Consider the following 16,618-nt stretch of genomic DNA (forward strand, 5'->3'; position numbering starts at 1 on the left):
CAAAATCAAACGATAACCGTTTAACGATAGTTAGTCGTGCTTTGTCGAAAAAACAGCATCGAACGTGTTTTTTTTTGATAATTTTAAGAATATGTTATAAGTTCGCATAATTATTAACATTGTTATTAACATTATAACGGCCCGAAATCGACATATAATTAAGAAATACCACATGAATATAAACACTACCACATTGATAAGAAAGAATATTTTCCTACGATTTGTAATTTTACTATTTATTTTTTGCATGTCAATCGATATGCAATCTCAAATAGGTTCTGCTGTAACTATAACAGCAGTTGCAACAAACAATTCGGTACAATGTAGCTCAGGAGGTCATCAAACTGCTCTAAACAGTTGGCTTAATTCTCATGGAAATTCTAGCGCAATAACTACATGTACGACAGGACAAATAAAATGGACAAATAACTACTCTTCTAGCTCCTTCGTAAAAACATGTGGAAATGCAGGAAAGGCTACTGTCGTATTTACTGCAAAGGACGATTGCGGGAATAGCAAAACAACAACTGCAAATTTCACTGTTAATGATGATACTTACCCTGTTTTTACCAACTATCCTAATGGCACAACGGCAAATCAGCAAACATGCGGAAGTGTACAAAATTTGAAATTCTCAAGCTTTACAGAAGTTTCAGGTGACGGAAATGCAAATACATTTTTAAAAGGAGAGGTTTTTAAATTCCCAAATGTCACAACTAACGTTTATGCACTAGTTACTATTAAAGATTTACTGAATGCTAGTATTCCTTTGTTAGATGATAATACGCCCGGCTTAGGTACTGATGGATTTAAGCCTCAAACTAAATTTAATTTAAGTGCTACAGGTGAACAAGCTTGGGTAGAGTACAACGTTGCATTTTACGACTCAACTACTAATCAACCAGTTATATTGCCGACATTCTACGCAAACTTTAGCGATATTGATGGTAATTCGAATTTTGGTGAACAAAATTGGACCGAACAAACAGCAGATTATATTACTGATAGCCCTACCGAACTTACAATTACAAATCCATCGCCTTGGATCGTTGCAACCTCAGGCACAAACGAGTATACAGGAGTCTCAAATGCATATCCACAAGTAAATATTTCTACTAGATACGAACAAAGAAGCATGTTGTCCTTTAGAGTGGGTGTTATTTCGCGAAATGGCACTCAAAGTGGTAATTTACGTCAGCATAGTGTTGATTTTGACTGTCAACCAAGTAGTAATTATGGGGTTCCGTCTACTATAATCGACGAAATCACGCTTGAATGTGATCAGGTAAAAGAACCTGAAACTTTAACTGCAACTGATAATTGTGGTAAAGCAACTGTAAATTTCACAGAAACAAGAAAAGACGGCTCTTGCGCAAACAAATATACTCTTACAAGAACTTGGACGGCAACGGATGAGTGCGGAAAGTCTGTAAAACGAATACTGACAATCAATGTTCAAGACACAAAAGCTCCAGTATTATCTGCTGCTCCTGCTGCGGTTACGGTAGAATGTTCTGCTGTTCCAACCGCTGCTACTTTAACAGCTACTGATAATTGCGACGCTTCGCCAGTTGTAACATACAAAGAAGTAAAAACCGATGGCGCTTGCGCGAATGCGTATACACTTACAAGAACCTGGACAGCAACGGATGCATGCGGAAATGCTTCTTCTAAAACTCAAGTAATAACAGTTCAAGACAAAACGGCTCCAGTATTGAGCACTGCTCCTACTGCGGTTACGGTAGAATGTTCTGCTATTCCAACGGCTGCTACTTTAACAGCTACTGATAATTGTGACACTTCGCCAGTTGTAACATACAAAGAAGTAAAAACCGATGGCGCTTGCGCGAATGCGTATACACTTACAAGAACCTGGACAGCAACGGATGCATGCGGAAATGCTTCTTCTAAAACTCAAGTAATAACAGTTCAAGACAAAACGGCTCCAGTATTGAGCACTGCTCCTACTGCGGTTACGGTAGAATGTTCTGCTATTCCAACGGCTGCTACTTTAACAGCTACTGATAATTGCGACGCTTCACCAGTTGTAACATACAAAGAAGTAAAAAACGATGGCGCTTGCGCGAATGCGTATACACTTACAAGAACCTGGACAGCAACGGATGCATGCGGAAATGCTTCTTCTAAAACTCAAGTAATAACAGTTCAAGATAAAACGGCTCCAGTATTGAGCACTGCTCCTGCTGCGGTAACTGTTGAATGTTCTGCTATTCCAACGGCTGCTACTTTAACAGCTACTGATAATTGTGACGCTTCGCCAGTTGTAACATACAAAGAAGTAAAAACTAATGGCGCTTGCGCGAATGCGTATACACTTACAAGAACTTGGACGGCAACGGATGCATGCGGAAATGCTTCTTCTAAAACTCAAGTAATAACAGTTCAAGATAAAACGGCTCCAGTATTGAGCACTGCTCCTGCTGCGGTAACTGTTGAATGTTCTGCTATTCCAACGGCTGCTACTTTAACAGCTACTGATAATTGTGACACTTCGCCAGTTGTAACATACAAAGAAGTAAAAACCGATGGCGCTTGCGCAAATGCGTATACACTTACAAGAACCTGGACAGCAACGGATGCATGCGGAAATGCTTCTTCTAAATCTCAAATAATAACGGTTCAAGATAAAACGGCTCCAGTACTAAGCGCTGCTCCTACTGCGGTTACGGTAGAATGTTCTGCTATTCCAACGGCTGCTACTTTAACAGCTACTGATAATTGCGACGCTTCACCAGTTGTAACATACAAAGAAGTAAAAACCGATGGCGCTTGCGCGAATGCGTATACACTTACAAGAACCTGGACAGCAACGGATGCATGCGGAAATGCTTCTTCTAAAACTCAAGTAATAACAGTTCAAGACAAAACGGCTCCAGTATTGAGCACTGCTCCTACTGCGGTTACGGTAGAATGTTCTGCTATTCCAACGGCTGCTACTTTAACAGCTACTGATAATTGTGACACTTCGCCAGTTGTAACATACAAAGAAGTAAAAACCGATGGCGCTTGCGCGAATGCGTATACACTTACAAGAACCTGGACAGCAACGGATGCATGCGGAAATGCTTCTTCTAAAACTCAAGTAATAACAGTTCAAGACAAAACGGCTCCAGTATTGAGCACTGCTCCTACTGCGGTTACGGTAGAATGTTCTGCTATTCCAACGGCTGCTACTTTAACAGCTACTGATAATTGCGACGCTTCACCAGTTGTAACATACAAAGAAGTAAAAAACGATGGCGCTTGCGCGAATGCGTATACACTTACAAGAACCTGGACAGCAACGGATGCATGCGGAAATGCTTCTTCTAAAACTCAAGTAATAACAGTTCAAGATAAAACGGCTCCAGTATTGAGCACTGCTCCTGCTGCGGTAACTGTTGAATGTTCTGCTATTCCAACGGCTGCTACTTTAACAGCTACTGATAATTGTGACGCTTCGCCAGTTGTAACATACAAAGAAGTAAAAACTAATGGCGCTTGCGCGAATGCGTATACACTTACAAGAACTTGGACGGCAACGGATGCATGCGGAAATGCTTCTTCTAAAACTCAAGTAATAACAGTTCAAGATAAAACGGCTCCAGTATTGAGCACTGCTCCTGCTGCGGTTACGGTAGAATGTTCTGCTATTCCAACGGCTGCTACTTTAACAGCTACTGATAATTGCGACGCTTCACCAGTTGTAACATACAAAGAAGTAAAAACCGATGGCGCTTGCGCGAATGCGTATACACTTACAAGAACCTGGACAGCAACGGATGCATGCGGAAATGCTTCTTCTAAAACTCAAGTAATAACAGTTCAAGATAAAACGGCTCCAGTATTGAGCACTGCTCCTACTGCGGTTACGGTAGAATGTTCTGCTATTCCAACGGCTGCTACTTTGACTGCTACTGATAATTGCGACGCTTCGCCAGTTGTAACATACAAAGAAGTAAAAACTAATGGCGCTTGCCCGAATGCGTATACACTTACAAGAACCTGGACAGCAACGGATGCATGCGGAAATGCTTCTTCTAAAACTCAAGTAATAACAGTTCAAGACAAAACGGCTCCAGTATTGAGCACTGCTCCTACTGCGGTTACGGTAGAATGTTCTGCTATTCCAACGGCTGCTACTTTAACAGCTACTGATAATTGTGACACTTCGCCAGTTGTAACATACAAAGAAGTAAAAACCGATGGCGCTTGCGCGAATGCGTATACACTTACAAGAACCTGGACAGCAACGGATGCATGCGGAAATGCTTCTTCTAAAACTCAAGTAATAACAGTTCAAGACAAAACGGCTCCAGTATTGAGCACTGCTCCTACTGCGGTTACGGTAGAATGTTCTGCTATTCCAACGGCTGCTACTTTAACAGCTACTGATAATTGCGACGCTTCACCAGTTGTAACATACAAAGAAGTAAAAAACGATGGCGCTTGCGCGAATGCGTATACACTTACAAGAACCTGGACAGCAACGGATGCATGCGGAAATGCTTCTTCTAAAACTCAAGTAATAACGGTTCAAGATACAAAAGCGCCAGTTTTCGAAAATTTACCTGCTACAACTACTATTTCATATAATTCGACACCAACATTTCAACAAGCGGTTGCAACAGACAACTGTAGTGCTGTAACTTTAACATTTAAAGACGAAGCAACTACGCCAGACTGTAACGGATCATATTCTACTACCAGAACATGGACCGCTAAAGACGTTTGTTTAAACACATCTACGGCTTCACAAACGATAAACGTGAAATCAGCAGTAGTATTAGCAACAAATGATGCTGGGAATCCTGTAAACGGATTTGTTGGCGGCACTTCTTACACAAACGTTTTGTCTAACGACAAATTTGAAGGTCAAACAGCTACAACTTCACAAGTTAAATTAACATTAGTGTCTTCTACAAACACTGGAGTTAGTCTATCCGGAACAAATGTAGTTGTTGCTGCAGGAACCCCTAGTGGATCGTATACATTAACATACCAAATATGCGGTATTTCTGCAACTTGCGCATGCTCAACAGCTACGGTGACTGTTCCAGTTACTGCGGCTCCTATCGATGCGGTAGACGATACTTTTGCTTCTACTAATGGTTTAGCTGGAAACACGAATGCTGGGAATGTCTTAAACAGCAACCCTTCTTCTGCAAATACTCCTGATACTTTGAACGGTGCACAAGCTTCTGTTTCGAATGTGAAAATCACAGTGGTTACACCTGCGACTCCTTTGACGCCTGGTGCTAAAGTACCTGCTATTGATCCTGCAACTGGTATCGTTTCGATTCCTGCTGGAACACCTGCTGGAACTTATACTATCAAATACAAAATCTGTGAAATTCTAAACAGTGCTAACTGTGACGAAGCTACGGTGACTGTTCCAGTTACTGCGGCTCCTATCGATGCGGTAGACGATACTTTTGCTTCTACTAATGGTTTGGCTGGAAATACAAATGCTGGAAATGTCTTAAACAGCAACGCTTCTTCTGCAAATACTCCTGATACTTTGAACGGTGCACAAGCTACTGTTTCGAATGTGAAAATCACAGTGGTTACACCTGCGACTCCTTTGACGCCTGGTGCTAAAGTACCTGCTATTGATCCTGCAACTGGTATCGTTTCGATTCCTGCTGGAACACCTGCTGGAACTTACACTATCAAATACAAAATCTGTGAGATTCTAAATCCTACTAATTGTGATGAAGCTACCATTAGTGTTCCTGTTTCTGCTGCAGCTATCGATGCAATAGATGATGTAATTCCGTCTACAAACGGACTGGCTGGAAACACAAATGCTGGAAATGTTTTAACCAACAATCCAACTTCTCCTGATACTTTGAACGGTGCACAAGCGTCTGTTTCGAATGTGAAAATTACGGTGACTACACCTGCGACTCCTTTGACGCCTGGTGCTAAAGTACCTACTATTGATCCTGCAACTGGTATCGTTTCGATTCCTGCTGGAACACCTGCTGGAACTTATACTATCAAATACAAAATCTGTGAAATTCTAAATCCTACTAATTGTGATGAAGCTACCATTAGTGTTCCTGTTTCTGCTGCAGCTATCGATGCAATAGATGATGTAATTCCGTCTACAAACGGACTGGCTGGAAACACAAATGCTGGAAATGTTTTAACCAACAATCCAACTTCTCCTGATACTTTGAACGGTGCACAAGCTACTGTTTCGAATGTGAAAATTACGGTGACTACACCTGCGACTCCTTTGACGCCTGGTGCTAAAGTACCTGCTATTGATCCTGCAACTGGTATCGTTTCGATTCCTGCTGGAACGCCTGCTGGAACTTATACTATCAAATACAAAATCTGTGAAATTCTAAACAGTGCTAACTGTGACGAAGCTACGGTGACTGTTCCAGTTACTGCGGCTCCTATCGATGCGGTAGACGATATTTTTGCTTCTACTAATGGATTGGCTGGAAACACGAATGCTGGGAATGTCTTAAACAGCAACCCTTCTTCTGCAAATACTCCTGATACTTTGAACGGTGCACAAGCGTCTGTTTCGAATGTGAAAATTACGGTGACTACACCTGCGACTCCTTTGACGACTGGTGCTAAAGTACCTGCTATTGATCCTGCAACAGGTATCGTTTCGATTCCTGCTGGAACGCCTGCTGGCTCATACACGATCAAATACCAAATCTGTGAAATTCTAAACAGTGCTAACTGTGACGAAGCTACGGTGACTGTTCCAGTTACTGCGGCTCCTATCGATGCGGTAGACGATACTTTTGCTTCTACTAATGGTTTGGCTGGAAATACAAATGCTGGAAATGTCTTAAACAGCAACGCTTCTTCTGCAAATACTCCTGATACTTTGAACGGTGCACAAGCTACTGTTTCGAATGTGAAAATCACAGTGGTTACACCTGCGACTCCTTTGACGCCTGGTGCTAAAGTACCTGCTATTGATCCTGCAACAGGTATCGTTTCGATTCCTGCTGGAACACCTGCTGGAACTTATACTATCAAATACAAAATCTGTGAAATTCTAAATCCTACTAATTGTGATGAAGCTACCATTAGTGTTCCTGTTTCTGCTGCAGCTATCGATGCAATAGATGATGTAATTCCGTCTACAAACGGACTGGCTGGAAACACAAATGCTGGAAATGTTTTAACCAACAATCCAACTTCTCCTGATACTTTGAACGGTGCACAAGCTACTGTTTCGAATGTGAAAATTACGGTGACTACACCTGCGACTCCTTTGACGCCTGGTGCTAAAGTACCTGCTATTGATCCTGCAACTGGTATCGTTTCGATTCCTGCTGGAACGCCTGCTGGAACTTATACTATCAAATACAAAATCTGTGAAATTCTAAACAGTGCTAACTGTGACGAAGCTACGGTGACTGTTCCAGTTACTGCGGCTCCTATCGATGCGGTAGACGATACTTTTGCTTCTACTAATGGTTTAGCTGGAAATACAAATGCTGGGAATGTCTTAAACAGCAACCCTTCTTCTGCAAATACTCCTGATACTTTGAACGGTGCACAAGCTACTGTTTCGAATGTGAAAATTACGGTGACTACACCTGCGACTCCTTTGACGCCTGGTGCTAAAGTACCTGCTATTGATCCTGCAACTGGTATCGTTTCGATTCCTGCTGGAACACCTGCTGGAACTTATACTATCAAATACAAAATCTGTGAAATTCTAAACAGTGCTAACTGTGACGAAGCTACGGTGACTGTTCCAGTTACTGCGGCTCCTATCGATGCGGTAGACGATACTTTTGCTTCTACTAATGGTTTAGCTGGAAATACAAATGCTGGGAATGTCTTAAACAGCAACCCTTCTTCTGCAAATACTCCTGATACTTTGAACGGTGCACAAGCGTCTGTTTCTAATGTGAAAATCACAGTGGTTACACCTGCGACTCCTTTGACGACTGGTGCTAAAGTACCTGCTATTGATCCTGCAACTGGTATCGTTTCGATTCCTGCTGGAACGCCTGCTGGCTCATACACTATCAAATACAAAATCTGTGAAATTCTAAACAGTGCTAACTGTGACGAAGCTACGGTGACTGTTCCAGTTACTGCGGCTCCTATCGATGCGGTAGACGATACTTTTGCTTCTACTAATGGTTTAGCTGGAAATACAAATGCTGGGAATGTCTTAAACAGCAACCCTTCTTCTGCAAATACTCCTGATACTTTGAACGGTGCACAAGCTACTGTTTCGAATGTGAAAATTACGGTGACTACACCTGCGACTCCTTTGACGCCTGGTGCTAAAGTACCTGCTATTGATCCTGCAACTGGTATCGTTTCGATTCCTGCTGGAACACCTGCTGGAACTTATACTATCAAATACAAAATCTGTGAAATTCTAAACAGTGCTAACTGTGACGAAGCTACGGTGACTGTTCCAGTTACTGCGGCTCCTATCGATGCGGTAGACGATACTTTTGCTTCTACTAATGGTTTAGCTGGAAATACAAATGCTGGGAATGTCTTAAACAGCAACCCTTCTTCTGCAAATACTCCTGATACTTTGAACGGTGCACAAGCTACTGTTTCGAATGTGAAAATTACGGTGACTACACCTGCGGCTCCTTTGACGACTGGTGCTAAAGTACCTGCTGTTGATCCTGCAACAGGTATCGTTTCGATTCCTGCTGGAACGCCTGCTGGCTCATACACGATCAAATACAAAATCTGTGAAATTCTAAATAGTGCTAACTGTGACGAAGCTACGGTGACTGTTCCGGTTACTGCGGCTCCTATCGATGCGGTAGACGATATTTTTGCTTCTACTAATGGTTTAGCTGGAAATACAAATGCTGGGAATGTCTTAAACAGCAACCCTTCTTCTGCAAATACTCCTGATACTTTGAACGGTGCACAAGCGTCTGTTTCTAATGTGAAAATCACAGTGGTTACACCTGCGACTCCTTTGACGACTGGTGCTAAAGTACCTGCTATTGATCCTGCAACTGGTATCGTTTCGATTCCTGCTGGAACGCCTGCTGGCTCATACACTATCAAATACAAAATCTGTGAAATTCTAAACAGTGCTAACTGTGACGAAGCTACGGTGACTGTTCCAGTTACTGCGGCTCCTATCGATGCGGTAGACGATACTTTTGCTTCTACTAATGGTTTAGCTGGAAATACAAATGCTGGGAATGTCTTAAACAGCAACCCTTCTTCTGCAAATACTCCTGATACTTTGAACGGTGCACAAGCGTCTGTTTCGAATGTGAAAATTACGGTGACTACACCTGCGACTCCTTTGACGCCTGGTGCTAAAGTACCTGCTATTGATCCTGCAACTGGTATCGTTTCGATTCCTGCTGGAACACCTGCTGGAACTTATACTATCAAATACAAAATCTGTGAAATTCTAAACAGTGCTAACTGTGACGAAGCTACGGTGACTGTTCCAGTTACTGCGGCTCCTATCGATGCGGTAGACGATACTTTTGCTTCTACTAATGGTTTAGCTGGAAATACAAATGCAGGGAATGTCTTAAACAGCAACCCTTCTTCTGCAAATACTCCTGATACTTTGAACGGTGCACAAGCGTCTGTTTCGAATGTGAAAATTACGGTGACTACACCTGCGACTCCTTTGACGACTGGTGCTAAAGTACCTGCTATTGATCCTGCAACAGGTATCGTTTCGATTCCTGCTGGAACGCCTGCTGGCTCATACACGATCAAATACCAAATCTGTGAAATTCTAAACAGTGCTAACTGTGACGAAGCTACGGTGACTGTTCCAGTTACTGCGGCTCCTATCGATGCGGTAGACGATACTTTTGCTTCTACTAATGGTTTAGCTGGAAATACAAATGCTGGGAATGTCTTAAACAGCAACCCTTCTTCTGCAAATACTCCTGATACTTTGAACGGTGCACAAGCGTCTGTTTCGAATGTGAAAATTACGGTGACTACACCTGCGGCTCCTTTGACGACTGGTGCTAAAGTACCTGCTATTGATCCTGCAACTGGTATCGTTTCGATTCCTGCTGGAACGCCTGCTGGCTCATACACGATCAAATACAAAATCTGTGAAATTCTAAATAGTGCTAACTGTGACGAAGCTACGGTGACTGTTCCGGTTACTGCGGCTCCTATCGATGCGGTAGACGATATTTTTGCTTCTACTAATGGTTTAGCTGGAAATACAAATGCTGGGAATGTCTTAAACAGCAACCCTTCTTCTGCAAATACTCCTGATACTTTGAACGGTGCACAAGCGTCTGTTTCGAATGTGAAAATTACGGTGACTACACCTGCGACTCCTTTGACGACTGGTGCTAAAGTACCTGCTATTGATCCTGCAACTGGTATCGTTTCGATTCCTGCTGGAACACCTGCTGGAACTTATACTATCAAATACAAAATCTGTGAAATTCTAAACAGTGCTAACTGTGACGAAGCTACGGTGACTGTTCCAGTTACTGCGGCTCCTATCGATGCGGTAGACGATACTTTTGCTTCTACTAATGGTTTAGCTGGAAATACAAATGCAGGGAATGTCTTAAACAGCAACCCTTCTTCTGCAAATACTCCTGATACTTTGAACGGTGCACAAGCGTCTGTTTCGAATGTGAAAATTACGGTGACTACACCTGCGACTCCTTTGACGCCTGGTGCTAAAGTACCTGCTATTGATCCTGCAACTGGTATCGTTTCGATTCCTGCTGGAACGCCTGCTGGCTCATACACTATCAAATACAAAATCTGTGAAATTCTAAATAGTGCTAACTGTGACGAAGCTACGGTGACTGTTCCAGTTACTGCGGCTCCTATCGATGCGGTAGACGATACTTTTGCTTCTACTAATGGATTGGCTGGAAACACGAATGCTGGGAATGTCTTAAACAGCAACCCTTCTTCTGCAAATACTCCTGATACTTTGAACGGTGCACAAGCGTCTGTTTCGAATGTGAAAATTACGGTGACTACACCTGCGACTCCTTTGACGACTGGTGCTAAAGTACCTGCTATTGATCCTGCAACAGGTATCGTTTCGATTCCTGCTGGAACGCCTGCTGGCTCATACACGATCAAATACCAAATCTGTGAAATTCTAAACAGTGCTAACTGTGACGAAGCTACGGTGACTGTTCCAGTTACTGCGGCTCCTATCGATGCGGTAGACGATACTTTTGCTTCTACTAATGGTTTAGCTGGAAATACAAATGCTGGGAATGTCTTAAACAGCAACCCTTCTTCTGCAAATACTCCTGATACTTTGAACGGTGCACAAGCGTCTGTTTCGAATGTGAAAATTACGGTGACTACACCTGCGGCTCCTTTGACGACTGGTGCTAAAGTACCTGCTATTGATCCTGCAACTGGTATCGTTTCGATTCCTGCTGGAACGCCTGCTGGCTCATACACGATCAAATACAAAATCTGTGAAATTCTAAATAGTGCTAACTGTGACGAAGCTACGGTGACTGTTCCGGTTACTGCGGCTCCTATCGATGCGGTAGACGATATTTTTGCTTCTACTAATGGTTTAGCTGGAAATACAAATGCTGGGAATGTCTTAAACAGCAACCCTTCTTCTGCAAATACTCCTGATACTTTGAACGGTGCACAAACTACTGTTTCGAATGTAAAAATTACAGTGGTTACACCTGCAACACCAAAAACAACTGGTGCGCCGGTACCATCTGTTGATCCTACAACTGGTGTAGTTTCGATTCCTGCTGGAACACCTGCTGGATCGTACACAATCAAATACCAAATCTGTGAGATTCTAAATCCTACTAACTGTTCGGATGCGATTGTGACAGTACCAGTTTCTGCTGCGTCTATCGTTGCAGTGAATGATGCTATCTCAACAACAAATGGATTGGCTGGAAACACGAATGCTGGAAATGTTTTAACAAACAATCCAACTTCTCCTGATACTTTGAACGGTGCACAAGCTACTGTTTCGAATGTGGAAATCACGGTAACTGCTGCTGCAACTCCTAAAGTGAATGGTGCTCCAGTTCCTACTGTTGATCCTGCAACTGGTATCGTTACTATTCCTGCAGGTACTCCTGCTGGATCATACACTATCGATTATAAGATTTGCGAAATATTAAATCCTGATAATTGTTCTGATGCAACGGTAACTATTCCGGTGTCTGCTGCAACTATTCTTGCTGTAGATGATGCTATCCCAACAACTAACGGATTGGTTGGAAATACGAATGCTGGAAATGTTTTAACGAACAACCCAACATCTCCTGATACTTTGAACGGTGCACAAGCTACTGTTTCAAATGTGGAAATCACGGTAATTAAAGAAGCGACTCCTAAAGTGGATGGTGCTCCAGTTCCTACTGTTGACCCTGCAACTGGTATCGTTACTATTCCTGCAGGTACTCCTGCTGGATCATATACTATCGATTATAAGATTTGTGAAATATTAAATCCTGATAATTGTTCTGATGCAACGGTAACTATTCCGGTGTCTGCTGCAACTATTCTTGCTGTAGATGATGCTATCCCAACAACTAACGGATTGGTTGGAAACACAAATGCTGGAAATGTTTTAACGAACAACCCAATATCTCCTGATACTTTGAACGGTGCACAAGCTACTGTTTCAAATGTGGAAATCACGGTAACTGCTGCTGCAACTCCTAAAGTGGATGGTGCTCCAGTTCCTACTGTTGACCCTGCAACTGGTATCGTTACTATTCCTGCAGGTACTCCTGCTGGATCATATACTATCGATTATAAGATTTGTGAAATATTAAATCCTGATAATTGTTCTGATGCAACGGTAACTATTCCGGTTTATACTCCTTCAATTTCTGTAACAAAAGATGGAACCTTCGTTGATTCTAATTCTAATGGTAAAACAAATGTTGGTGATGAAATCAGATATACATTTGTAGTTAAAAATAATGGTTCTGCTCCATTAACAAATGTTACTATAACTGATAATAATGCTACCGTAAGCGGTGGGCCAATTGCAATACTAGATATAAACGAAAGTGACTCTTCTACTTTTAGTGGAATCCACATAATTACTCAAGAAGATATCAATGCAGGTATTGTATATAATCTAGCTACAGCTACAGGTACTCCTCCAGTTGGTGAGCCTGTAACGGCTACATCTACTGATCCTACACCATGTACGACTTGTACGCCTGACCCTACTTGTCCTACTTGTACAATCTCTGAAGTACCACAAAATCCTAGTATCTCAATTACTAAAGATGGAACTTATGTTGATGTAAATAAGGATGGTAAATCAAATGTTGGTGATACAGTGACTTACACTTTCGTAGTAACAAATACTGGAAACGTACCATTGACTAACGTAACTGTTACAGATAACAACGCAACAGTAACAGGTGGACCAATTGCAATATTAGATGTAAATGCTACTGATAGCACTACATTTACTGCAACGCACATCTTAACTCAAGCAGATATCAATGCAGGTATCGTTTATAACTTAGCGACAGCAACTGGAAAAGATCCTAAAGACAAGCCTGTAACGGCAACATCTACTGATCCTACTCCATGTACGACTTGTACGCCTGACCCTACTTGTCCTACTTGTACAATCTCTGAAGTACCACAAAATCCTAGTATATCAATTACTAAAGATGGAACTTATGTTGATGTAAACAAGGATGGTAAATCAAATGTTGGTGATACAGTAACTTATACTTTCGTATTGAAAAACACTGGAAATGTAACATTGACTAACGTAACTGTAACAGATGACAACGCAACGGTAACAGGTGGACCAATTGCAATATTAGATGTAAACGCTACTGATAGCACTACATTTACTGCAACGCACATCTTAACTCAAGCCGATATCAATGCAGGTATCGTTTATAACTTAGCGACAGCAACTGGAAAAGATCCTAAAGACAAGCCTGTAACGGCAACATCTACTGATCCTACTCCATGTACGACTTGTACGCCTGACCCTACTTGTCCTACTTGTACAATCTCTGAAGTACCACAAAATCCTAGTATATCAATTACTAAAGATGGAACTTATGTTGATGTAAACAAGGATGGTAAATCAAATGTTGGTGATACAGTAACTTATACTTTCGTATTGAAAAACACTGGAAATGTAACATTGACTAACGTAACTGTAACAGATGACAACGCAACGGTAACAGGTGGACCAATTGCAATATTAGATGTAAACGCTACTGATAGCACTACATTTACTGCAACGCACATCTTAACTCAAGCAGATATCAATGCAGGTATCGTTTATAACTTAGCGACAGCAACTGGAAAAGATCCTAAAGACAAGCCTGTAACGGCAACAACTACTGATCCTACTCCATGTACGACTTGTACGCCTGACCCTACTTGTCCTACTTGTACAATCTCTGAAGTACCACAAAATCCTAGTATATCAATTACTAAAGATGGAACTTATGTTGATGTAAACAAGGACGGTAAATCAAATGTTGGTGATACAGTAACTTATACTTTCGTATTGAAAAACACTGGAAACGTAACATTGACTAACGTAACTGTAACAGATGACAACGCAACGGTAACAGGTGGACCAATTGCAATATTAGATGTAAATGCTACTGATAGCACTACATTTACTGCAACGCACATCTTAACTCAAGCCGATATTAATGCAGGTATCGTTTTTAACTTAGCGACAGCAACTGGAAAAGATCCTAAAGACAAGCCTGTAACGGCAACATCTACTGATCCTACTCCATGTACGACTTGTACGCCTGACCCTACTTGTCCTACTTGTACAATCACTGAAGTACCACAAAATCCTAGTATATCAATTACTAAAGATGGAACTTATGTGGATGTAAACAAGGATGGTAAATCAAATGTTGGTGATACAGTGACTTATACTTTCGTAGTAACAAATACTGGAAACGTAACATTGACTAACGTAACTGTAACAGATGACAACGCAACAGTGACAGGTGGACCAATTGCAATATTAGATGTAAATACTACTGATAGCACTACATTTACTGCAACGCACATCTTAACTCAAGCCGATATTAATGCAGGTATCGTTTATAACTTAGCGACAGCAACTGGAAAAGATCCTAAAGACAAGCCTGTAACGGCAACATCTACTGATCCTACACCATGTACGACTTGTACGCCTGACCCTACTTGTCCTACTTGTACAATTACTGAAGTACCACAAAATCCTAGTATATCATTAGTGAAAACTGGTTTATTCAATGACACAAATAAAGACGGATATGCTCAAGTGGGTGAAAAAATAGATTACACCTTTACAGTAACTAATACTGGAAATGTAACTATTACAAACATCATTGTAACAGATCCAATGATAGCGACAATTACTGGAAACCCGGTTACCACTTTGGCTCCAGGTGCAACAGTTGCAACTATCAAAGGTACTTACACCTTAACTCAAGCTGATATCGATGCTGGAAAAGTATTCAATACTGCATTGGCAAAAGGTCAAGATCCTAAAGGAAACAATGTTCAAGATATTTCTGGAACAACAGTTACCAATGATACTAAGACAGAAACTGCATTACCATCAAGAGGCGCGCTTGCCTTGGTAAAAACTGGAACTTTTGTTGACACCAATAAAGACGGATTTGCACAAGTTGGAGAGACAATTGAATACTCTTTCGTTGTGACAAACACGGGAAGTGTAACTGTAACTAACATTGTTGTTACTGACCCATTAATCCCAACTATTACAGGTGGACCAATTGCAACATTGGCACCAGGCGCAACGTTTACAGCATTAAAAGGAACATACGTTCTAACGCAAGCTGACATAGACACAGGAAAAGTAATCAATACAGCGTTGGCTAAGGGTCAAGATCCTAAAGGAAACAATGTTCAAGATATTTCTGGAACTGCAGTTGAAAACGATACTAAAACGGAAACGCCATTAGCTCAAACAGGATCATTATCTGTAGTAAAAACAGCTGTATTCATGGATGATAATAATGATGGATTTGCACAAGCTGGAGAAATAATCAGATATAACTTTGCAATTAAGAACACAGGAAACATAACTTTGTTTAATGTAACTCTTACCGACTTATTGCCAGGATTGAATTTATCTGGTAGTCCGATTCCGGTATTGGCAATTGGTGAAATGAATTCAGTAGCTTACACAGCGACTTATCCTTTGACACAAGCTGACATTACATTAGGAACTGTATCTAACCAAGCTACCGTAATAGGTAAAACTAGATTTGGACAAGATATTACCGCTGTATCAACAGCATCATCTGATGTAAAAGAAGAGCCTACCGTATTGGGAGTTGTTGGGTGTGTAGTTGAACCGTTGAAAGCCGTTTCACCTAATAATGATGGAGACAACGATGTGTTCTATGTTAGAGGTATCGAATGTTACCCGGACAATACAGTTGAGATCTATAACAGATGGGGAGTATTAGTTTTTGAGAGAAATAATTATAACAACGCCGACAGAGCATTTAAAGGAATTTCTGAAGGAAGAGTAACAATTAGTCAAGCAACTGAGCTACCAACCGGAACTTATTACTATATTGTAAATTATAAAGACACCGACTCTGTACTGCAACAAAAAGCAGGTTACCTATACCTTAACAGATAATACCCATTTTAA

Annotated in this window: 1 protein-coding gene; it reads left to right on the top strand. The window is 41.4% G+C overall.

Annotation, left to right across the window (positions count from 1 at the left end):
- The first annotated feature begins 259 nt into the window (after positions 1-259).
- Complete coding sequence (locus FFWV33_RS03320) at positions 260-16,606, top strand: T9SS type B sorting domain-containing protein (protein ID WP_159085967.1); 16,347 nt, start codon at positions 260-262, stop codon at positions 16,604-16,606.
- Positions 16,607-16,618: the final 12 nt, after the last annotated feature.

Origin of the sequence: Flavobacterium faecale (assembly GCF_003076455.1) — a bacterium.
GTDB classification, from domain to species: Bacteria; Bacteroidota; Bacteroidia; order Flavobacteriales; family Flavobacteriaceae; genus Flavobacterium; species Flavobacterium faecale.

Bases quoted from the DNA above. Each gene is read 5' to 3' on its own strand.
- FFWV33_RS03320 (WP_159085967.1), top strand. From the start codon at position 260: ATGCAATCTCAAATAGGTTCTGCTGTAACTATAACAGCAGTTGCAACA.